Consider the following 22,043-nt stretch of genomic DNA (forward strand, 5'->3'; position numbering starts at 1 on the left):
CCTGGCTCGCCCGCCACGGCGTCACTGTCCAGCGGGTGATGACCGACAACGGCTCGGCCTATCGCTCCAAGCTGTTCGCCAGGGCCCTGCAGGCCGCCGGGGCCCGGCATGTGCGAACCCGCCCCTACACGCCCAGGACCAACGGCAAGGCCGAGCGCTTCATCCAGACCAGCTTGCGCGAATGGGCCTATGGCCGCCCCTACGCCTGCTCGGATGATCGCGCCAAGGCCATCAAGCCCTGGACCGACAGCTACAACCTCGCCCGACCGCACTCCGGCATCAAAGGCCTCACACCCTGGCAGCGTGTGAACAACCTTCTTGGAAACGACACCTAGGCGAGCGACCGGCTCGTCTGTCGCGGACGGTACTGGTGCAAAGTCAAGCCGCCGTGATAGCAGCTCGCGGCCAGCACATCGAGGCCGAGCGCCGTCGATCGGCCTTCGAAAATCTGCCTGCCCGCGCCATAGACCACGGGCCGGGTGATAAGGACATATTCATCCACCAGGTCGGCGGCCGTTAGCGCTTGCGCGAAGCGTGCGCCGCCCCAGGCGATGATCTCGCCGCCGGGCCGCCGGCGCAGCTTGTCTATCTCCTCCGCAAGATCACCGCTCGCGATCGTCGATTTCGGCCATGTTGCGGTGCGCAGCGTCTTCGAGAAGACGACCTTTGGGATATCGTTCATCGGCGCGGCGTAGGCGTCGTCCGACGCCTGCCAGTACGGCCCCATCTCCTCGTAGCTCACGCGCCCCATAATGTGCGTTCCGGCCTGTCGAATGCGGTTGAGCTTCCAAGCTTTCAGCTCGGGAGGTTCGGGTTGGGCGCCTGTCGCCATCCCGCTCGGCGCGACGACATAGCCGTCGATGGACGCAGTCATGATCAGAACGACGCTTCGCATGTACCCTCACCATTGATCGACGACGCCAGATCAAAGTCCCCACCAACTGAACCGCTCCGCGTCGGCTGTACGCTCAGACCGACTCCTCCGCGTTAGACCGGCGCGAAGCCATCACTGTCGCCGATCTGCTTTACCGGCACGTCGAGGAGCGCAATGATCGTGCGCAGCAGGTTGGAAAAGGGCGTGCCGGGCGCGCAGACCACATGCCGCCCTCCCTCCATCGCACCATCGGCGCGGCCGGCCAGGAAAACGGGCAAGTGGCTATGGGCATGGATATGAGAATCGCCCATCGGGCTGCCGTATAGCACCAGCGACCGTTGGAGCAGGCTCGCCTCGCCATCGCCGGTCCTGTCGAACCGACCAATCAGGTCGGCGATTTGCGCGACATGAAAGGCGTTGAGCCGTGTAAAGGCCTCGATCCGTTCGGGCTCTTGGCGATGGTGTGAGGCCGTGTGGAAGGGGGTCATCACGCCGCTTTCGGGATAGATGCGCTGACTGCGATCCAGGCCGAGCTTGAGGGTGGCGACGCGGGTGAGGTCGCCGGCGAACGCCAAGCGGATCAAATCGCCGAGTATCCGCACATGATCCGGAAATGAGGGCGGATCTCCGGTCTCTCCGCTTGCGGCGCCCTGCTTCACGCTCTCGAAATCGCGGATGCTCCGCTCAAGATCGCGAATGTCCTGGAGATGCGCGGCCAGCCGATGGCGATCCTCGCCGGCCAGGTCGCCATGAAGTTTCCGAACGGGATCGATCACCGCGTCGAGGACGCTGGCGCCTTGCGCCGCGCTCCCGGGGACCGCGCCAAACAGGCTCGCGAAGACCTTTCCCGGCGAGACTTCGGGCATCGCCGGGGTACGAGCGTCGATCCAGCTGATCGCATGCCGATAGGAAGGGCTATAGCCCTGCGGCCATATCGGGTCGGGCGGCTCGCCAAGATCCTCGACGGTCAATTCGAGCGAGCCGATGCGCGTCTTCCCCCGCAACGAACGCGCGAAGATCTGATCGATCGAGGGGCCCGCATGGACCTTTCCCTCGACGTTCCGCACCGGGTGCGCACCGGTCAGGAAAGCGGCGGACGAACGCGCATGATCCACACCGTCGCCGTCCTCGTCCGGCGACAGGGACCCGGCGGGCCGGAGTTCCGTATTGCTGACGATCGTCACCTGCTGGCGAAAGGGGGCGAGGGCCGCAAGGCTCGGCGTGAACGCAAAGCCGCGCCCCTCGTTTTCAGGCGACCAGAGATTGCGGGAGCGGCCATATGCCGTGCTGCCGCCCGCGCCGTGGACCATCTCGATCGCAAGCAATCTTGGCTTTCTGGGCCGGCCGCGCGCCGCGGCCGACGCGCTGAGCGGCGCCATGGCCTGCAGGAACGGCAGCGCCACCGCCGCGGTCGCCCCACGCAACATCGTCCGGCGCGGCAATGCACCTCGAAAGATCGCCATCATTATCTCCTCGCGAGGTCGATGCTACGCTTCTCGATGCGGCAATCTCTCGATAGATTGACAAGTAATGTCGAATTTTCGCCAATCCGCGCACCGCGAACACATGGCCGCGCAGGTCCCGGGGGTGACGAGCTTCGCGCATGATTACGCGCCGGGCGAAATGGTCGCGACGCACGCGCACGATCGCGACCAACTGGTCTATGCCTCAGCGGGCGTAATGACCGTTCGCACCGGGGAAGGGACATGGGTTACGCCGCCGCACCGAGCGGTCTGGATTCCGGCCGGCGTTCCGCATGCAATCGCCATGTCGGGGCATGTCGCCATGCGGACACTCTATTTTCGACCCGCCCTTGTTCGCGGATTGCCACGCAAATGCTGCGTCGTCGCCGTGTCCAATCTCGTCAAGGAACTCATCCTTCACGCCTGCGCCCATGGGGCCGACCACCACGTCAGCGCGCTGCTCACGCGTCAATTGCGCGCCCTGCCCGCGCTTGCCCTGGAACTGCCGACGCCCTCCGACGCCCGAGCGCGCCGCGTCGCCGAACGGCTCGCAGGTGATCCGGGCGCCCGAACCGGACTGGCGTCGCTATGCCGCGATGCGGGCGCGAGCCGTCGGACAATTGAGCGGTCTTTTCTTGCCGAAACGGGCCTCTCGCTCGGCCGCTGGCGTCAGCAAGCCCGCCTGATGCATGCGGTTCAACGGCTTGGCGGCGGAGCGAGCGTTACGGAGGTCGCGTTTGAGAGTGGCTACGCCACACCAGGCGCGTTCACCGTCGCCTTTCACAAGGCGTTCGGCGCTACTCCGACGGCGTATTTCGCTGCGCCAGACGATAGATAGCATCCTTGGTTCTCCTCCCCATCTGCCGCGTTCGTGGTGACGGAGCAGGTCTTCGCGCGCCGGATCGAGATCGGAAACGCCGTCTTCAACAATGTTTGGTGAGCGAATGCACCACCGCTTGTCTTCACCCCTGCCCTGCCGATTTGAAGATCAGGGCCGTCGGCCAAGCGCCATGACCGGACCTTGGTCGGCCTCCAGCAACTGGACGTTCAACCAGCCCCTGAGAGGAATTGGATGCAAGCATTGTCTTGCTCCGACCTAACTATTGCGCGCACGGGCCACCTCTCTATGGTCTGACCTTTAGATCTTATTGGTCAGATGATTTTCGGCCGATCTAAGCGCCGTCCTGGAGGAAACGTGAGCGCCCACGAGTTTCTGTCGCGCATGGCCTGCGGCCTGGCCCTGGCGCTCTTGGTCGCGCCGGCCGCGTTTGCCTGCGACACGCCGGTCAGCGTCTGCGCGACGGGCAAGGCGACAAGCCTGGCGCTGATCCGCAAGGGGACGTCTGCCTCGGTCTATGTCGACGCGACGGCCGATCCGGCGGTGCGCCATGCCGCCGAGGGCCTACGCGGCGATCTGGGACGGGTCAGCGGCGGTAAGGCGGCCAAGCTTTCGGATCTCGCAAAGGCCGACGGCCCAACCGTGATCGTCGGCGTGCTGGGCGCCAGCCCGGTCATCGACGGCCTTGTCCGCACCGGCAAGCTGAAGGTCGGGGACCTGGCGGGCCAGTGGGAAGGCTTCCGACAGGTCGTGGTCGAGCGGCCGCTCGCCAATGTGCCCCGCGCTCTGGTGATCGTCGGGGCGGATCGGCGCGGGGCGGTCTACGGAGCCTACGACCTTTCCGAGCGTATCGGGGTGTCGCCCTGGGCCTGGTGGGCCGACGTGCCGGTGGCGCGCAAGGCCGACCTGTTCCTGACCGCCGGCGCGCGGGCCGACCATCCACGCGTGAAGTATCGCGGCTTCTTCATCAACGACGAGGACCCCGCCTTCAGCGGCTGGGCCAAGAAGACGTTCGGCGGCATCAACGCTGATCTCTACGCCCACGTCTTCGAGCTGACCCTGCGCCTGAAGGGCAACTACCTGTGGCCGGCCATGTGGGCGCCCAAGGCCTTCAACGACGACGATCCGCGCAACAAGGTCCTGGCCGACGAGATGGGCGTGGTCATGGGCAGCTCGCACCACGAGCCGATGACCCGGGCCCAGAGCGAGTGGCATCGCAACACCGACAAGGGTGTGACTGGCGGCCGCTGGGACTACGCGACCAACGGTGACAACCTGCGCGCCTTCTGGCGCGGCGGCATCGAGCGGATGATGTCCAAGGGCGACGGGAGGCCCTACGAAAGCCTGGTGACGGTGGGCATGCGCGGCGACGGCGACGAGCCGATGGCCGAGGGCGCGGCGACCCAGCTGCTGGAAAAGGTGGTCGCCGACCAGCGCCGGATCATCGCCGAGGTCACCGGCAAGCCGCCCGAGAAGACCCCGCAGGTCTGGGCTCTCTACAAGGAGGTGCTCGCCTATTACGACCACGGCATGCGCGTGCCCGACGACGTGACCCTGTTGTTCGCCGACGACAATTGGGGCCAGATCCGCCGCCTGCCGGTGGCGGGCAAGGACCCGCTGGACCGGGCCGGCGGCTACGGCGTCTACTATCACTTCGACTATGTCGGGGCGCCGCGGAACTACAAGTGGATCAACACCAACCAAGTGGCCAAGACCTGGCAGCAGATGAACCTGGCCTACGAGCGCGGCGCGCGCAGCCTGTGGATCGTGAACGTCGGCGACATCAAGCCGCTGGAATATCCGCTCGACTTCTTCATGCGCATGGCCTGGAACCCCGAGGCGATGACGCCCAAGGCGCTTGAGGCCTTCCCCCGGCAATGGGCTAGCGAGACCTTTGGGGCTGAGCTGGGTCCGGAGATCGGCGCGGTGATGGCCGCCTACGGAACCCAAGCCTCGCGACGAAAGCCCGAGTTGATCGACCAGGACAGCTTCCCCATTGGCGTGGATACGGGCCCGGTTCTGGACGGCGGTCAGTTTGGCGAGATCGTCGAGGACTGGCGCCGCCTGGTCGGCAAGGTCGAGGCGATCAAAACCCGCCTACGCCCAGACCAGCGCGACGCCTATTTCCAGTTGGTCGAATATCCCGTCCTGGCGCTCTCCAACCTCTACGAGATGTACTACGCCACGGCCTGGAACCGCCGACTGGCCTCGCGCAACGACGCCCGCGCCAACGCCTTCGCCGATCAGGTGGAGACGGCCTTCAAGCGCGACGGCGAGTTGACCGCGCGATACCACGGCCTGAACGGCGGCAAGTGGGACGGCATGATGAACCAGGTCCACATGAGCTATGTGATCTGGAACGACCCCACCCAGCAGTCGATGCCCAGCATCACCCGAGTGGCGGCCGACACCCCGCCCGACAAGCTGTCGGCGAAGGTCCAGTTCGCGCATTCGCCCCCCGCCGATCCTCGACTGATCACTCTCGACGCCGCCAAGTTCGACCGCATGGTGGGCGGGAAGGGGCTGGCCTGGACGGTGCTGTCGGATCTGGGCCAAGGCGACGCCGTGGTGGCCCTGCCGCAGGGGCGGCCCGCTACTGAGGTCAGCGACGGAGTTAGGCTTGACTATGCTGTGTCGGTTCCGCGCTCAGGACCGGCCCGGATCCGCCTGCGCCTGTCCCCGACCCTGGACACCAGCGGCGGCAAGGGACTGCGGATCGGCGTCTCCCTTGACGACGGCCCCGTTCAAGTCCTGACGTCCAGCCTGGTTCCGACCGCCGGCTCGGCCTCGACCCCCGAACAGATCGCCTGGGTCGCTGCGGTCAAGGACCACGCCCAAACGGTCGAGGCCCTTTTCCCGGCGGTCGCCGCGGGCTCTCACATGGTCAAGGTCTGGCGCCTGGACGACAACGTCGTGCTTGAGAAATTGATCGTTGACGTGCGCTGAACACTTCCGCTCACATTCTGTCTTACTGAGCATGACGGCGGTGTAGATGGCCTAGCTGCGCCAAGAACGGACTCCCGAACCCTTCCAGAAACACGACGTTCATCGCTGCTCTCCAAGGCGATTATCGACCGTGAGCGGACCCTTTAAGGGGCAGCCATGATCGAACCCGCCACTCTCGCCTGAAGGCTCCGGCGATTATGTCCAGGGGTACGGCCGGAATGGTGGCGCTTGCAGCCAGCGCCGGTGCGACGTTAATGCCTAGGCGGCCGGGGCATCGACCATCCCTTTTCGAGCTTGGAGGAGAACTTGGCGCGCATCCAGTTTGCGATCCTGGGGGTCGCCATTTCCCTTTGCGGCGCGCCCTCATGGGCGCAGGATTTCGTCAACGCATACGAGGTTCCCTACGGCGTCTCGCTGAATGTCATCGCCAATCAGCTGACGCACGAGAAGCTGAACGAGACGCTGCACCACTGGGATGCGTACGAAGCAGAACAGAAGCGCAAGAAGGCGACCGCCGCCGCGCCGCCGCTGGCCCAAACCACCGGCCTGGGCATCGCCCAATTGGTCGGACAGCTGCCCAAGAACCAGGCCGACGCCGGCCGGGCGGCCTACAGGCAGGCCTTCGGCTATCACGAGCAGGTCATTCGCAAGTTCGGCCTGCCGTCGGGCGACCTGGGCGTCGGGCTGGCCAGCGCGATCGCCGGCGCCTGGATGGCCTACAACAACAAGCCCTTCCCGGACGAGTACTACGTGCCGCTGGTGAACCAGATGCGCCAGCGCATCCGCAGCAACGGCGCGGGCCTGCAGTCGCTGTCGGCGGCGGAGCGCACGGCCAGCTACGAAAGCCTGGCCGTCCTGGGCATGATGCTGGCCAGCAGCCAGATCACCTGGCAGCGCAACCCTCGGGCCGCGGGCGCAGACGACCTGCGGGCTCGCATGCGCGCCCAAGGCGGCGAAACCCTGACCCGAATGCTGCAGGTGCCTCCCGACCGGGTCGGCATCGGCGCCTCGGGCGTCTATTCGCTCGCCGATGCCGGACGGTAAGGGACTGGGCGGCTGGCGCGACCGCTCGCGCGGCGTTACAATATAACAATGAAAGCCCCGGTCACGCCCGCCACCGCCAGCTTCTTCGACCGGGACGTCGCTGACGCCTACGACCGTCGAAACAACGCGCTCACGCCGATCTCGGACAATCTCCACTTCCTGCTCCGGCTGGTCCTGGCAGAGCTGCCCGTCGACGCGAGGGTGCTCTGCGTGGGCGTGGGAACCGGAGCGGAAATCCTCTCCCTGGCCACCGCCTATCCCGGCTGGTTCTTCATCGGCGTTGACCCGTCTGCAGAAATGCTCTCCGTGGGACGGCGGCGCCTTGAGGAGGCCGGCGTCATGCACCGCTGTGAACTCGTTCACGGCTATGTCGAAGACGCTCCCCGCCAAGCGTTCGACGCCGTTGTCAGCCTGCTCGTCGCGCACTTCATCAAAAGTGAGCGCCGCCCGGCGTTCTACACCGCCATCTATGATCGCCTGAAAGCGGGCGGTCGCTTCGCGAGCGCCGAGATCAGCTGCGACTTGGACGCACCGGAGTTCCCGGCGATGCTGGAGGATTGGAAAAAGGTTCAGGCGCTAATGGGAGCGACTCCGCAGTCGCTGGCGAACCTCGCCGGCATGATGCGCGAAGCGCTGGGCGTCCTGCCGCCCGAAGAAACGGAGGCCTTGTGGCGCGCCGCCGGCTTCATAAACCCGATCGCGTTCTTCCAGGCATTCATGATCCGGGGCTGGCACGCGGCGAAGTGATGCAGTTTGGCACGAATCCACCAACACTCTGCGCGCCCCCTCGGAGCGCCTCGCTCTCCGCCCGCGGGGGCGAGCCTAGGACCGGGTAAGCGCTAGGTTCGCCAGCGCCGGACTTGCAGCACCGCCTCGGCGAAAGCGCCGGGCGCCTCATGCGGCACGTTGTGGCCGGCGCTGAGCGTCCGGTGTTCGTGCGGGCCGGTGAAATAGCGCGCATGGTCGGCGGTCCCGCCCGGCTTGAGCGGGTCCTCCGAGCCGTCGATGGTCACCGTGGGAACTGTGATCGGCGGACAGCTCGCGAGCTTGTCTTCGAGCGGCTGCAACGCCGGATCGCCTTGCTCGTGACCATGCATCACGCGGTAGGCATGGATCACGACATCGACGAAGTCGGGGTTGTCGAAGGCCTGTGCGGTCCGCTCGTAGGCCGCCGCGTCAAAAGCCCAGCTGGGTGACCATTCGCGCCACAGCATGCGGCCAATCTCGGAACGGTTCGTCCTCAGGGCGGCTCGACCGCGCTCCGACTGGAAGAGATGCTGATACCAGCAAACGCGTTCGAGCGAAGGCGCGGCGGGCAATCGCTGCGCCTCGACATCGATGATGTCGTATCCCGCGTAGGAGACCAGTCCGCCGATCTGGTCGGGCCACAGCGCGGCGGCGACGCAAGCGGCGTTCCCGCCCCAATCAAACCCGCCAAGGATCGGCCCGGTCAGTTGAAGGGCCTGGGCAAGTTGGATCAGGTCGAGACCGCGGGCCGCCTGCTGACCGTTGCGCATCGTCTCGCTCGATAGAAAGCGCGTCGGGCCGTAGCCACGGACGTAGGGCCGGACAACCCTCGCCCCTTCCGCCGCAAGCAGGCGCGCGTCAGCCTCGAAGGCGTGTACGTCGTAGGGAAAGCCGTGCACCAGAATGACCGGCCAACCCTCCGCGGGGCCGTTCTCAAGGTAGGCGACGCGCAGAAACTCCGTATCGACGAACTTCACCGGCTGGGACATCATCAGGCCTCGCGGATGCAACTAAGCGCTGAACGCACGAGGGCTCTGGTCGTGACCAAGATCCCTCGCGGACCTACTGCCGTTCGGCGGTGCTACACGCGCGGGCGCGCCTGATGTAACTTGGCGCCCTGCCGAGCGCGGGAGTCATCGTCGATGCGCGGTCTTGGGGCCCTTTTGATCGGACTTTTCTTGCTGCCGGGCGTGGCCGCCTCGCGTCCCGCACCCAGAGTCCTGATTGACTACACACCCGTCTTTGATCGCCTCTGCAGCCGGGCCGTGGGCACGCCGACACCGCCAGGCGCATCCGAAGAGATCGTCACCAGGCTAGAGGAATTCCGGCGGCTGTGGGCGCACAGCGGACCGCGCTTACTGGAGACCGCCCAGGCGATCACCGATCAGCCCTATGGTTTCCGGGAGACCGTCGCGGCCGTGCACGTGTGCCCGGGCTTCGCCAGCATGAGCCTGCCCTTGCTCATCAATGTGCGATTGTTCCTGCGCGCCACGAACGGGCGCTTTGTCGACCGACCCGAGATGTTCGTGGACACGCTGTTCCACGAAACCCTGCACACCTACATCCGAGGCATTCTGGGCGCCGGCGACAAGGCCGCTTCACGGTCGGCTTTGCTTCGTAAATACGCAGAAGAAACGCTCGTGACGCGAAATCATCTGCACCTCATCGCGCTGCAAAGCGAAGTCTATCGACGCATCGGCCAACCGGAGATGGTGGATGCGGCGCGAGCCGCCGACCTCCCGATCGGCCCAGACTATGTCCGCGCTTGGAAGATCGTCGACACGGAGGGCGCCCAGCCCTTCGTCGCGGAGCTACGATCTGCGGCACGATGACGAGTTGCAAACGGGCGCCATGAACGGAACTTGGCGCGCCTCCGGGAACGCGACGTTCAGTGCCCGCCGCGATGACCGACACCGCCCAAGGCGGCGGCAATAGTCCCAGGCGTCCATCCCATCATGGTAGCAGTGAAGCCAGCACCCCTAGGTGAGAATCGGAGGATTCTCGTTTGCGAAAAACGAAAACTGGTCGCGCCCGGTAATCGCGCGCACCATGCGCTGGTAGACGCCAAAACCAGCGCCATCGTTGGTCATGATCACCAGCGCATCGCCTGTGTCCAGTTCAGCGCCGCAGTAGGTGGCGCAGCGCCCGTCATTGTTGCCTTCGTGACCTACGCGACGCCCGTTCGTCCCTTCCTCGATCTCGACGCCCAAGCCCCACCAGTGAGGAACACCTTCACGCACCGCGACCGCCGGCGTCGTCATCTCCGCTCGGGTGGTCTCCTTCAGTTCCCAGGGCGCGCGATCACGCCGAGGAGAGAGAAGAGTCATGAACCGGGCAAGGTCGGGCGCGCTTAGAACCAGGCTCGCTGAGGCGTTGGCGAACAACACCCGTTTGGGAGGCGGCGACTTGGGATCATAGGCGGCGCCTGCCCGAATCCAATCCGCCTGTGTCCAATCCTGAACGGGTTTGCCCCAATCCCGAGCCAATCCTCCGATGAACGCGGACCAATCGCGCCAGCCCTGCCTTTTCGCCACCCGCCCGCCAACGTGTCCCCATGAAACGTTGGTGTCCTCGGTGTAGGCCGCGAAGGTCGAGCGCGTCATGCCTGCCGGTACGAACAACATCTTGCGCGCCATCGCATCGAGCCCCAGGCCCGTGAGGTGTTCGGCCACCAGTTGCAGCCAGAAGAGCCCTTCGCCGGAGTAGCTGAAGTGCGTGCCCGGCGTGAACTGCGGCGTTAGGGAAGCGGGGTTTTTGTCTTCACCCCAGTTGGGGAGGCCTGAGGTATGGGTCAGGACATGACGCGCCGTGATCGTCGCGAGCGCGGCGTTATCCGGCAGGTAGTTCGGACGCAGATAGTCGACGAGCGGCTTGTCGAGGTCGAGCGTGCCGCGATCGGCAAGTTGCAGGGCGATGTAAGCGAACACCGCTTTACTGATCGAGGCCGCCTCGAACATGGTGTCCTGGTTTAAAGGCTGACCGCCCCCGACCTTGGTGACGCCTAGAGCGCGAACCCAGATGGTCTTGCCATTGCGGACCAGGATTGCGCACAGGCCCGGAACGCAAGCAGCGGCCATCAATGTTTTCAGATCAGCGTCAAATCCCGCTGGGACGGACCAATTGCGCACGGGCGGTCGGGCGCTTGCGGCGCCGGCCTGCAGAAATCCTGCCGCCCCCATCGCACCGCCCAAGACAATCCGGCGAGTTGACGTCCAAGAAAGGGCCATCGCTATTCTCCCGTTCAGCCGTGGCTAGCGCTAAGGCATCGATAGAAGACTTTCCACTCCCGCCGGCACCTCATAGGCAAAGCTGCGCCATTTGCTGACGTTGGCACAACTCCAGAAACTAGACATTCAGAGAATGGCCGCTCGGGCCAAGTTAGACCACGAGACGTTTGGGTGGTCGCCGCTCGGATCGACCTCTACCGCGGACTATTTGTCGTCGGTCTAGCCTGAAGTTCATATCCAGAACGGCTTCCACTCAGTCTTCTGGCTGGGGCGGTCGGAATATAGGGTGCGCGCTTCGCTCAGCTCATCAAGAGTCCGGTTGTCGATATGGGCGAAGGCGGCCTCCATCGCCGCATCCCGGCCAGCCGCCCAGTCGGCGAAACGTAGCGGGACCAGAACGTCGGGCATGGTCCAGATGCGCTTGTCCAAGGGGTCGGAGTCGAACCAGGGGAGGGTCGAGACATAGGCCGGGAACCCGTCGGCCTGGAACGGCGTGGCATCGCCGTAGTGGTTAGGCGCCCCGCCGCTGGGTTCGCCCACGAATAGCGCCCAGGTCTCCCGCTCAATCCGCGAAGTCAGGTTCTGGGCTGCGGAAAAGGTCTTCCCGCTGGTGAGCACGTAAAGGCCGCCGGGCCGGTTGAACCGGGACCGCTCGAGGTACCTCCTCAGGCCCTCGCCCATGAGGTTGTTGCCGCCGTCGTTGCGGCGCAGGTCCAGCACGACACGTTCGATCTCAGGGGTTTCCATCGCCGCAAAGGCGTCGCGCACAAACGTCAGGATAGAGTCGCGCTTGTCGCTCAGGCGGTCGAAGGCGATGACCAGCACCTTGCTGTCCGCATGGACGAAGTTAGGCTGGGCGCCCGGCCGCCAGGTCTCGACCGGCCAAGGCTTGCGTGACAGAGCGGTCAGCGCGTCGCCGCCATCCGGACGTGGTGTCAGCGCGACCTTGACGACTGACGCGTCGACTTCCGCTTCGACGGTGACCGGCGCTGACAAGGCTGCCGGCCCAGCCAGTCGCGCCCCGCGCAGGACCGCAGGCTTCAGGGCCAGACCCGCGTGGTGATAGGACCCGGCTGCGTTGTTGGCAGGCCATACGGCCGCAAAAGCGCGCAGAACCTGCTCGATAGGGACACCGTCGACCCGCACGATCCGGCCGCCCAGCAACGGCGCTCCCTCCGCCTTGACGGCGGTGACGTAGAGGCCGTCGAAGAAGGGGCTGGCTGTGATCGGCAGGTTGAGGTCGAAGCCTGGGAGCTTGACCATATACGTGTAGATAGTCGTGTGCCCGTCACGGAACCAAGCCAATCGAGCCATCACCCCCATGACCCAGGCCTCCGTCGTCAGGTGATCGGCTTGGGCCTCGAGACGCTCCCAACCAGACCGCCACGTCGGATCCGCAGCGGCTTGCCAACCTCGCGGGTGGGTCGTCTCGGCGTACTCGCGTAATCGGGCGGCCTCCGTGCGGCGAGGCGTCGAGACGGAGGCCGCAGCCACTGTCGCTGGCGCGGCCAAGCCGCCGGATAGCAGAAGAGAAAAATCGCGCCGCGTAACCATGGTATCGGTATTAGCGCAAGCGGCTTCCCAGCGATAATTAGGGTTCGTTAATGAGCCAGGCGGCGCCTTCGTGGCAGTGCTGCGAGTAGGGCAAAGCTAAGTAACTCGGCTGCGGCGGGATCGGCGGGGGGCATTGGATCTTGGACTTGGACGGGCCGCCGTGTTGCCATCGGCGCAGCGGTGTCGCCAGGGCGGAGGAGCGCCACTACCGGACTCTGGCGTCGGTCCGGAAAGACGACCTTCAGCCCGGCGCCCAATCGGCAATGATCGACCCTGAGCGGACGTTGGCGGCCATCACATCACTCGACGGCCTTCGGCGCGACCTCGCTAATAGAGCGCCCCCCTATGCGGCGGCGCAGGCGGCGCAGCTAACTCGCAAGTCTACGGGCGGCGTCTCGCCGTTCGGTCGATCGCCTCAACCGCCACGCCATACAATTGGGGCGGAAGATCATGGCCCATGCCCTCCACGAGCATGAACTCCGCCCCCGGGATCGAAGCGGCCGTATCCTCGCCACAGGCCGGAAGAAAGAGCGGATCATCGCTCCCGTGAACAACCAGCGTGGGTGCGCTCACGGTCGCGAGCCGGCTCCGGCGATCACCGCCCACGGCGATCGCCGCGATCTGGCGGCCGAAGCCATTGCGATCGTGGGCTCGGCGAGCCTCCTCGATAATGAGATCACGCGTTGCGGCCTCGTCGAACGGGTAGCGGCTGCCGGCGATGCGACGCGCGAAGGCGAGGCTATGGGCCAGGTATCCGGCTTCGTCAGCGGCGGGGTCCGGAGCGGGGCTGGTCATCATCGCCATGGCGTCGGGCATAGGCGGTGGAAGCGATGGATTGCCGGTGCTCGACATGATCGAGGTCAGGGACGCGACACGTTCGGGATGCTCGCACGCCATGACCTGCGCAATCATGCCGCCCATGGATCGCCCGACGACATGGGCCCGGTCGATGGAAAATGCATCAAGCAGCCCGACGGTATCCGCCGCCATGTCGTGAAGCGAATACGGGACGTCCGGCGCTCGTCCGGCCATGAGCGCGGCCGCCAGCTCGCCGAAATCCGGCGCAGCGCGGTGAGTGATGTGCGTCGAGAAGCCGGCGTCGCGATTGTCGAAACGGATCACATGATAGCCGCGCGCCACCAGTGCGAGGCAGAAGGGAACGGTCCATCGGATCATTTGCGTACCCACTCCGGCGACCAGCAGGATCGCCTGATCGGAGGGCGCCCCGAACGCCTCGCAAGCCAACTCGACGCCATTGGTTTCCACGCGATTCATCGCCGGCTTCTCCTGAACTCCCGCAAACTGCGAGCGATAGTCCGGAGGGTATTTACCCGGATAAAAGGTGCCGTCAATATTGCCCGGGTAAAAATGGACAACATTTGAGCGCCAGGCGTGCTCGCCATGCGCCTTCCGGGACGACTGAAGTGTGCTGGGTTTGGGCGCGAGGCGTGTCGCCCGGCAAGTTCGCGATCGTCCGTACCTGTCCCCTTAGCAGGCGATCGCGAAGGCCTGTTTCCACCCCAGTCGGACATTGGAAATGTGGGTAACAGGACTAAGCTCCCCCGTAGGTGAAGCTCGGGACCCCGTGCCGAACTTCGGAGCGTCCGCTACCCGGACATTCTCCCAATGTCTGAACCTGGGCAAGAAGCCAGCGGAGACACCCGACCCGTTGCGGACTCTGGCGGAGATTGCCTACGGTTGAAGGATGGAAACGCCGTTTCTGACCGTCACAGACACCTTCGACATAACAGGGCGTGGCTTGGTGGTTGTGCCTGGCCTCTTGGAGGCCGAGTACAGCGGTCCGCGTCAGTTCCCAGTGAGGCTCAAATTGCCCAATGGAAAATGGTTGAGAGCGGAGTTGGGGCTGGAACACATGTTCCTGACGCCACCGCCAAATGAGCGCCGATACGTTTGCCTTCTTCGGGGACTGACGAAATCAGATGTTCCAATAGGCGCGGAGATCTATCTGATCGCGGGCTAAGGTCCGCAACCCACCCTACCCGGTCCATCGGCGCGTCCGGAATTGGGGCGAGGGTGCGCCAAAAGCCGACGTCGGTGCGCCTCCAGGAAGGCGACGTTCAACCATTTCGACGCGTGATTGACGACGATCTGTCGAGGTCTCAGACTCTTTCTTCCAAGCAGGCGAGGAGCGTCACATGCGCCGTTGGCGCTGCCTTTCCATAGCCGTGCTAGCGGTGAGTGCATGTGCATCTGTCGAGCCTGCCGGTGGTTCGACCGCCGTTTTCGCGCCGTCCCTCTACGCGACGGGAAGTGAACCTGGTCAAACTCGGATCGACGTCGATCCCGCGGCCGGTCAGCAGCGCGATCGGAGCGACCTTCCCATAGCTCCTCCCCTACCGTCACCGCGCATCGAAATGCATCCTCTCCGTCCGGTCGCGCAGGATTTGACTGGACCAATCCGGGTTTGCAAACGCGGCGCCTCGGTGGATGTCGAGACTGGAGAGAAGGCGCATGAAACCAACGCTGATATATGGGTGAGCGGCGGCGCCACCGACTTCACGGTGGAGGACTGGACCTACAACTTGAGGGGGGACACCCCCTGGATGAAGAGCATCGGACCTTTCAGGCTTCCCGATGGACGCGAAGCCCGGCTTTTCGAGATCACGGTTCGCGAACCCACCTCTCCACGTTTCGTCTATGTCTTCGAGGGCGAGCCCGGTCAGAGCTGGAGCGTTCGATCAGGCACGTTCAATGGGACAGCGGCCGACTACCACTCCTTCAAGCGGTTGCGTTTTGGTGCAGCGGCAAAAGCGGCCTGCCTCCGTTAACTGCCCTGCCAGCCAATCTTGAGGTCTCGGTTGCTGGCTGGATTGCGCCATAACCGGAACTTGAGGTCGCTCCAGGTTCCGGACAGTCAGCCGCCGGCGCCGGTGGCCGCGCGGCGTCCTGCGGCGCGAGCGGCGCCGCCTCGATGAGGAACGCGCGAGCGACTGCTCGGCGCCCTGGAACAACGCCCGGTACGTTGGTCTTAACTCCTCTGGGTCGCGCCAATAGCGGCTCTGCGACTGGCCTCAGGCGGTTCGCAAAGGGAGGACATCGACTTCGACGCAGGAGAGGTATAGAATTCTACCATTGCGGGCATGTCCAAGCGGCGTCCGCAACTGAGAGCTCCGGCTGCGCGCAGTCGTCACTCCCGCCTCATGGCTTTGGAGTGAAATAATGAGCCCGTATTTTTGCTATATCCATATGCGTTCAAGCCTGACACCGCAGTTACGCGTATTGCTCAGCGAGCCGGGCGATGAACTCGCCGATGTCGTAAACCGAGAGATCCGAAGCTGGCCCGGGTACGAGGCCATCGAGGTTTATGATGAATACGATCACGCGATCCTGCGCTTCACGGGGATGGCGCTGGTCGTCGTCCAATAGTCCGCGCCTTTAACCTAACGTCAGCCAACCACCCGCTGCGGCCATTGGTTCGCCGATCAAATCCCGGCGCGCACGTCGCTCGGCCCAAGCGCCGCACTCAAGCATAGCTTTCCGCGCCCTTGGCGATCCATCGATAAGTCTGTTCTGAGCGCGAATGTTTGACATAATTCTTGAATCGCGGCCAATTGTCGCGCATCGCGAAAATATTGCAAAGACAAGCTGTACCATAGATAATATTCAGCTCGATATTATGATAGTATTATCCACTCATTGTCATTGTGATGATTGTCAGGTGATTTTCGATAGAAATTCACTCATGATCATATGTATTTTACGGTACTTGTCACAGCCTCCGATCAGGAAACTTAGTCATGAAAATCGCTCTTCTTTTTGCCACCGCCGCTCTTGGCGTGGCAGTCGCCCAGGTCGCCTCGGCGGCAACGGAGACATCCAGCATCGGCGCAAGCGCCAGCGTGACGACCGTCTGCACCATGGACTCCTCCGCGCTGGCGTTCGGCGAAGTGGCCCTCACCGGCGCAACTCCCGGCACGGCCACGGTAAACGTGACCTGCACCGGCGGCGGCGACTATACCGTCGGCCTCGGCAACGGCCTGCATAACGTGGCCGCCCAGCGCAACCTGGTGAGCGGCGCCAATATTCTGGCCTACGACCTCTTCAAGGAAAACACTCACACCACTCGCTGGGGCGATGCAGGCGCAGGACTGGTTTCCGGCACCGGAACGGCAGTGGAGCAGACCCTGACGGTGTACGGGCAGATCACGACTGGTCAGACCCTCGTCGCCGGCAATGGCACCCCCTACACGGACACGGTTCAGGTCACCCTCACCTATTGAGGCTGACGGCGCCGAAGGAGACGCTTAATGCGACCTGAGCCTATTCTGGCGGCGCTGATGTCCGTGGGTTGCCTGCTCTCCGGGACGGCCCAGGCGGCCGTTCTGGAGATCTCGCCGGTCGTCATCAGCCTCGCCGCTGGTCAAAGCGCGACGACGATCGAGATCAGGAACCGCGGCGATGCGCCCGCCGCGGTTCAGGTCCGCGCCTATGCCTGGGCGCAGGCAGGGGACGAGGACGTCCTGACGCCAACCCGCGACATCATCCTGTCGCCGCCGATCTTCACGGTTCCCGTGGGCGGATCTCAGACGCTGAGGCTGTTGTCGCGAGGTGGGGCGGCGGTCGCCGGCGAGCGCAGTTATCGGCTGCTGCTCGATGAGGTGCCGGCCGCGAGCCAAGGTCAGCAGATCGTCATCGCGCTGCGCGCGTCGCTGCCGGTCATCATCGCGGCGGCGTCGCCGGCCCCGAAAGGGCTCCAGTGGCGGGTCGACCGCGGGCCCGGCGGCGAGACCGTGCTGTCGGCGACCAATGCGGGGCTGGGCTACGACGCCGTGCAGGCGATCGCGGTGACCCTGGCCGACGGCAGCCGGCGGTCCGCGGTGGCGCGCGGCAGGAATCCCTACATCCTGGCCGGCGCCGAGCGCCATTGGGTCGTGGACGGCCACCGCATGCCGGCGGGCCCGCTGCGCCTCAACGTCACCAGCCGCAACGGCAAGAGTGAGCAAACTCTTGCCCTCGCGCCTTGAGCCGAAGCTCGCCCTGGGCGCCGTCGTCCTGGGCGCCGCCCTGCTGGCCGCTGGCGCGGCCTTGGGAGCCGAGCGCTCCCTGGTCCTGGAGGTGGTGATGAACGGCCGCGCCACGGGCCGGGTCGGCGAGTTCACCGATCGCGACGGCGTGCTCTACGCCAAACCTTCGGAATTGCGCGAGCTCGGCTTCGTTGCGCCCCAGGACGTCGCGGCGGGCGGCGAGCCGATCCCGCTCAGCGCACTGCCCAACGTCCGCGCGCAGGTGAACGAGGCGCGGCAGACGCTGGTGGTGGTGGCCAGCGATTCCGCGCTGCAGCCCACCGAGCTTGCCGGCCGAGCGTCCGCCGCTCTGGCGCCGCTGTCGCGCCCAGACTACGGCGCGGTCCTCAACTATGACGTGGTCGGCACGTTGGCCCGGGCGCGGGTCACCGGCGGCGCGCTGCTCGACGGGCGCGGCTTCGGCCCGCACGGACTGTTGCAGAGCACGGGTTTCGTCAACTTCGCGCCGGGCGCCCGCGAGAAGCGCCTCGTTCGCCTTGAGACCACCTACACCAACACCCAATCCGACAAGCTGCGCCGGTGGCGGGTCGGCGACGTCGTGTCGGGAACTCTGCCCTGGACTCGGGCCGTGCGGCTCGGCGGCGTCCAGGTGGCCAGCGACTTCGGCTTGCGCCCAGATCTGATCACCTACCTCCTGCCACAGATCAGCTCGACCGCCGCGGTGCCTTCCACCGTCAGCGTGGTGGTGAACGGCGTTCGCCAGCTTAGCGAGTCGGTGCAGCCCGGCCCCTTCACCGTGCGTACGCTTCCGGTCGTCACGGGCGCGGGCGAGGTGTCGGTCGCGGTCGTGGACGTCCTCGGCCGAGAAACCCTCATCAACCTGCCCTTCTACGCCAGCACAGCGCTTCTGGCGCGCGGGCTGAGCAGCTATTCCGTCGAAGCCGGCGCCGTTCGGCAGAACTTCGGCCAGGCCGGCGATCGCTATTCAGGATGGGCCGCCAACGGATCGGCCCGCTACGGCCTGACTGACGGGTTGACGCTGGAAGGCCATGGCGAGGCCACAGCCGGCCTGGCGCTGCTCGGCGGGGGCGTCACCTCGCTAATCGGAACGCTCGGCGTGGTCAATGTGGCGATGGCGGGCAGTGTCGGGGGAAAACCTGGCGCCATGGTCTGGTCCAGCTTCCAGCGGGTTTCGCGGCGCGCCAGCTTCAGCGTCAGCGGCGGGTTTTCGACCACCTCCTACCAGGACATCGCCTCAGAGAAGGGGTCTCCGGCGCCGAAGTCGACGCTGGACGCCAACCTGGGATATCGGATCGGAGCCTTGGGAAATATCGGCGCGGCCTATAGCCGTCGAACCTCGCGAGCGGCGAAGTCTGGCCGGGGGCAGCCCGACGAAAGCGTGGCCGCCGATCAACGGGTCGAGCTCGTTACGGCGAGCTACAGCGTAAATGTTGGTCGAGCTTCCCTCTACGCCACCGGCTTCAAGGATTTTCGCGGCACGCGGGCCTTCGGCCTGAGCCTGGGCGTCAGTTTCCCGCTCGGCGCCTCCAGCTCTGCGTCGGTCGAGGCCTCCCGGGAGGGCGGGCGTTCAGCATTGTCGGCGAACGCCGCCAAGCCCGCGGTGCGAGCGGGCGACTACGGCTACCGGCTGCGGGCTTCGGGAAGCGCCGACACTCAGCTGTTGGCGGAGGGCGAGTTGCTGAGCCGCTGGGGTCGCGTATCCGCCGGCGTGGACCATTCCGCAGGACAGGTCGCCGGTCGCGCCGGCGTCAGCGGCGCGCTCGTCCTGGCCGGCGGCGGCCTCTTCGCGAGCGATCGGATTTTCGACAGCTTCGCCGTGGTGAGCACCGGCGACATCGCGGGCGTACCTGTGTTGTACGAGAACCGGCTCTTCGGCACGACCGACGCTCGGGGCAAGCTGCTGGTGCCTTCGTTGCTCTCCTACCAAAACAATCGGCTCTCGCTCGACGCCACCAGACTGCCCGCGGACATAGAGGTCGGACGAACCTTCGTGCTGGTGCGTCCTGCCGATCGATCCGGCGTGATGGTCGATTTCGGCGTACGAAGGGTGGCCGCGGCCCTGCTGACGCTGCATGATCGCACGGACCAACCGCTGCCGCTGGGGTCGGTCGTCAAGGTCGAGGGCGCGCAAGCCGAGCCGGTGGGTTATGACGGCGAGGCCTATGTGACGGGGCTGAAGCCGAAAAACCGCGTGAACGTGGTCCTGCAGGACGGAACGACCTGTAGCCTGGTCTTCGATTACGCGCCGGTGAAGGGGGATATTCCGCTCATTGGCCCGCTGGTTTGTCAGTGATGCCTCGCCACCGGTCAAAGGGCGTTCGACGGGTCTGCGTTCCGGCTCTGGGGCTGGCGACGGCGCTGGCGGCCGCGCCGGCCTGGGCGGAGGGCCGTGCAACCTGCGCCCTGTCGGCAACGCCGCTCGTCTTTGGTCAATATGTTCCCTACGAGGCTGCGCCGGCCGACTTCACCGCGACGATCACCGTGACCTGCACCAGTTCCGACGGGGCGCCCGCGCCCATTCACGGATCGATCAGCCTAACCCGTTCCGGCGGCCTCTCTGATCGCGAACTCACCGATGGGCCTCACCGCCTGCGCTATCAACTGTTTCTGGATCCTTCGAGAACGACCCCTTGGGGAGACGGCGGTGGCGGCGCCGTCAGATCCTTCTCCGGGATCGCCAGCGCCGGCGCGCCTTTCAAGGAATCGATCACCGTCTATGCACGCATCCTGGCGCGGCAGTCCGGCGCCAGGGTGGGCCATTACACCGGTCATATCGCGGTCGTGTTGAACTACTGAGCTCGGACGTGGAAAGCGGCCTGGTCGTCATCACGACGCGGAACGCCCGCAGCCGCGTGACCTTCGTCTCCTCTGAACACGTCCCTGATTTCGCCAGCGATCGTCCGCTTTGACCAAGCCTTTGGCTTCGGTGTGCATCGCGCGCCTCCTTCGCGGCTAGGCGGCCGATCGGCTGGGTGACAGCGCGCGGAGCGCTTCAAGGACCTGCCGAGGGTGATAAGGCTTCTGGATAAAAACCGACCCATTCACGCCTTCGATCATGTGTCGAGACGCCGCCATCGCCGAAATGAAGACCACGGGAAGTTCCGGATGCGCGATGCGCGCTTGGCGGGCGATTTGGAAGCCGTCGTCGCCTGGGCCCAGATCAATGTCGCACACCAAGGCCGAAAGATAGCCACGTTGATTGATAATCGTGGCCGCCAATGGCGCGTTTGCCACTTCTATGACCCGGAAGCCGCGATCTCGAAGAAAATCCGAGGAAGCGAGGCTAGCAATCACATCGTCTTCGACGAAAAGAATTTGATGGGCTCGCATATCTGCAATCCTCTTAGGACTACATAACCCCGGGCTCTTGGTATGTTTCCCACAAGAAATGAGCATTGTCTGAGACGATTGACCGAACGTCCCCCAATCCTGACCATCGCAGCGTCCACTGCGCCGACGAGCAGTGACCGGTCAGCGATGTCAAAGCAGCGCCAGTTGCCGACATTGGCTTTGACGCGGAATGCGGACATTGGTCGAACGTCCTCGACGAGCGCCAACCGCCCTCCCGTCAAGGTGACCATCATCCTATTCAGATCACCAGATGCAACTTGGTCGAAAACGGTAGGCGAAAACGGCACCACAGGCCTTCCGGTTGGAAGCTCAGTCGGGCCTCGCCTCCCATTTCCCGCGCCAGGGCCTGTTCGATCAAACGTGAGCCGAAGCCGCGACGCGACGGGATCGCCACCTCCGGTCCCCCGGACTCCCGCCAGTCGATGATAACCGTTCCCGCATCGGCGTCGACCGTCCAGTCGACGTCAACGCGACCGTCCGGCGTCGACAGCGCACCGTACTTGACCGCGTTGGTCGCCAGCTCATGAAACGCCATGTTGAGGGTGACGGCGGCGTTGGGTCCCAATCGGACCGCCGGGCCCGACAACGCGACCCGCGCGCCCCGCTCGTTCGGCGCGTACACTTTCAGGGTGCGGTCGACGACATCGGCCAGGGCCGCGCCCTGCCAGGACGCCTCGGTCAACAGCTCGTGGGCCCGGCCCAGCGCGTGAATGCGCTCGATGAAGGTGGCGCTGAAGGCCGCGGGATGCTCGGCGTGCCGCAACGTCTGCAAGGCGATGGATTGCACGCTGGCCAGGGTGTTCTTCGCCCGGTGATCCACCTCGTCGAGAAGCAGTTGCTGGCGCTGTTCAGCGGTCTTGCGGGCGGTGATGTCGAGGGAGACGCCGGCCAGCCGCACGGCGCGTCCATCCTCGAACGCCGCTCGACCCCGCGCCAGAATCCAGGCGATCTGGCCGTCCGATCTGAGCGTGCGGTACTCGACCTCGAGATCCT

The 22,043-nt window shown here is 65.1% G+C and carries 20 protein-coding genes; 12 read left to right on the forward strand and 8 right to left on the reverse strand.

The genetic code is table 11. The features are described 5' to 3' along the window. Positions 1 to 335 (forward strand): integrase core domain-containing protein (locus BM066_RS24330; RefSeq protein ID WP_143093778.1); only part of this gene is annotated, 335 nt, incomplete at its 5' end. Here the strand turns inward: BM066_RS24330 and BM066_RS24335 are convergent. After that, entirely contained in the window at positions 332 to 895 is a 564-nt protein-coding gene (locus tag BM066_RS24335) for a dihydrofolate reductase family protein (protein WP_018061326.1), read from the reverse strand. The two genes, BM066_RS24330 and BM066_RS24335, sit on opposite strands and share 4 nt — an antisense overlap. Positions 896 to 987: 92 nt before the next feature. After that, the gene (locus BM066_RS24340) at positions 988 to 2,337 is read right to left on the reverse strand and encodes a DUF1552 domain-containing protein (protein WP_177218538.1); all 1,350 of its coding nucleotides are present in this window, start codon (positions 2,335 to 2,337) and stop codon (positions 988 to 990) included. 67 nt (positions 2,338 to 2,404) lie between these two features. Here BM066_RS24340 and BM066_RS24345 point away from each other — a divergent pair, with 67 nt between their 5' ends. The 4 genes from BM066_RS24345 (at position 2,405) to BM066_RS24360 (ending at position 7,912) form a co-directional block, all read left to right on the forward strand. After that, positions 2,405 to 3,175: an AraC family transcriptional regulator gene (locus BM066_RS24345; protein ID WP_089930960.1), complete on the forward strand. Its 771-nt coding sequence runs from the start codon at positions 2,405 to 2,407 to the stop codon at positions 3,173 to 3,175. Between the two features lie 357 nt (positions 3,176 to 3,532). Next, positions 3,533 to 6,121 (forward strand): glycosyl hydrolase 115 family protein, encoded by a 2,589-nt coding sequence (locus BM066_RS24350; RefSeq protein ID WP_255367714.1) that lies wholly within the window; start codon positions 3,533 to 3,535, stop codon positions 6,119 to 6,121. 306 nt (positions 6,122 to 6,427) lie between these two features. Beyond that, positions 6,428 to 7,165, forward strand: a complete 738-nt coding sequence (locus BM066_RS24355; RefSeq protein ID WP_026176395.1) for a DUF6683 family protein — start codon at positions 6,428 to 6,430, stop codon at positions 7,163 to 7,165. Between the two features lie 48 nt (positions 7,166 to 7,213). Continuing rightward, complete coding sequence (locus BM066_RS24360; protein ID WP_089930962.1) at positions 7,214 to 7,912, forward strand: SAM-dependent methyltransferase; 699 nt, start codon at positions 7,214 to 7,216, stop codon at positions 7,910 to 7,912. Positions 7,913 to 8,004: 92 nt separating this feature from the next. Here the strand turns inward: BM066_RS24360 and BM066_RS24365 are convergent, their stop codons facing one another. After that, positions 8,005 to 8,904, reverse strand: coding sequence for an alpha/beta fold hydrolase (locus BM066_RS24365; RefSeq protein WP_089930965.1), 900 nt, complete (start codon positions 8,902 to 8,904; stop codon positions 8,005 to 8,007). 150 nt (positions 8,905 to 9,054) lie between these two features. Here BM066_RS24365 and BM066_RS24370 point away from each other — a divergent pair, with 150 nt between their 5' ends. Continuing rightward, positions 9,055 to 9,744 (forward strand): hypothetical protein, encoded by a 690-nt coding sequence (locus BM066_RS24370; RefSeq protein WP_089930967.1) that lies wholly within the window; start codon positions 9,055 to 9,057, stop codon positions 9,742 to 9,744. 147 nt (positions 9,745 to 9,891) lie between these two features. Here the strand turns inward: BM066_RS24370 and BM066_RS24375 are convergent, their stop codons facing one another. From BM066_RS24375 to BM066_RS24385, 3 genes are all read right to left on the reverse strand, one after another. Further along, entirely contained in the window at positions 9,892 to 11,139 is a 1,248-nt protein-coding gene (locus BM066_RS24375; RefSeq protein WP_089930969.1) for a serine hydrolase domain-containing protein, read from the reverse strand. A gap of 231 nt (positions 11,140 to 11,370) precedes the next feature. After that, positions 11,371 to 12,462 carry a S41 family peptidase gene (locus BM066_RS24380; RefSeq protein WP_089930971.1) on the reverse strand — a complete coding sequence of 364 codons (1,092 nt, stop codon included), beginning with the start codon at positions 12,460 to 12,462 and terminating at the stop codon, positions 11,371 to 11,373. A 612-nt stretch (positions 12,463 to 13,074) separates the two neighbouring features. Further along, entirely contained in the window at positions 13,075 to 13,968 is an 894-nt protein-coding gene (locus BM066_RS24385) for an alpha/beta fold hydrolase (RefSeq protein ID WP_089930973.1), read from the reverse strand. An 881-nt stretch (positions 13,969 to 14,849) separates the two neighbouring features. Between BM066_RS24385 and BM066_RS26180 the strand changes: the two genes are divergently transcribed. From BM066_RS26180 to BM066_RS24405, 6 genes are all read left to right on the forward strand, one after another. Beyond that, the gene (locus BM066_RS26180) at positions 14,850 to 15,482 is read left to right on the forward strand and encodes a hypothetical protein (RefSeq protein WP_143093800.1); all 633 of its coding nucleotides are present in this window, start codon (positions 14,850 to 14,852) and stop codon (positions 15,480 to 15,482) included. Between the two features lie 391 nt (positions 15,483 to 15,873). Then, complete coding sequence (locus tag BM066_RS26185; RefSeq protein ID WP_143093801.1) at positions 15,874 to 16,080, forward strand: hypothetical protein; 207 nt, start codon at positions 15,874 to 15,876, stop codon at positions 16,078 to 16,080. Positions 16,081 to 16,451: 371 nt separating this feature from the next. Next, positions 16,452 to 16,934 carry a Csu type fimbrial protein gene (locus BM066_RS24390; RefSeq protein WP_089930974.1) on the forward strand — a complete coding sequence of 161 codons (483 nt, stop codon included), beginning with the start codon at positions 16,452 to 16,454 and terminating at the stop codon, positions 16,932 to 16,934. A 27-nt stretch (positions 16,935 to 16,961) separates the two neighbouring features. Continuing rightward, entirely contained in the window at positions 16,962 to 17,678 is a 717-nt protein-coding gene (locus BM066_RS24395) for a fimbrial biogenesis chaperone (protein ID WP_089930977.1), read from the forward strand. Further along, positions 17,662 to 19,992 (forward strand): fimbria/pilus outer membrane usher protein, encoded by a 2,331-nt coding sequence (locus BM066_RS24400; RefSeq protein WP_089930979.1) that lies wholly within the window; start codon positions 17,662 to 17,664, stop codon positions 19,990 to 19,992. Before BM066_RS24395 ends, BM066_RS24400 begins: the two co-directional genes overlap by 17 nt. Then, positions 19,992 to 20,495 (forward strand): Csu type fimbrial protein, encoded by a 504-nt coding sequence (locus BM066_RS24405; RefSeq protein WP_089930981.1) that lies wholly within the window; start codon positions 19,992 to 19,994, stop codon positions 20,493 to 20,495. Before BM066_RS24400 ends, BM066_RS24405 begins: the two co-directional genes overlap by 1 nt. A gap of 156 nt (positions 20,496 to 20,651) precedes the next feature. Here the strand turns inward: BM066_RS24405 and BM066_RS24410 are convergent, their stop codons facing one another. Then, entirely contained in the window at positions 20,652 to 21,029 is a 378-nt protein-coding gene (locus tag BM066_RS24410) for a response regulator (protein WP_089930983.1), read from the reverse strand. A 259-nt stretch (positions 21,030 to 21,288) separates the two neighbouring features. Then, positions 21,289 to 22,043: HWE histidine kinase domain-containing protein (locus BM066_RS24415; protein WP_304441223.1), on the reverse strand; the 755-nt coding region annotated here is incomplete at its 5' end.

The organism is Caulobacter sp. UNC279MFTsu5.1 (assembly GCF_900114015.1).
In the GTDB taxonomy this organism is placed as follows: domain Bacteria; phylum Pseudomonadota; class Alphaproteobacteria; order Caulobacterales; family Caulobacteraceae; genus Caulobacter.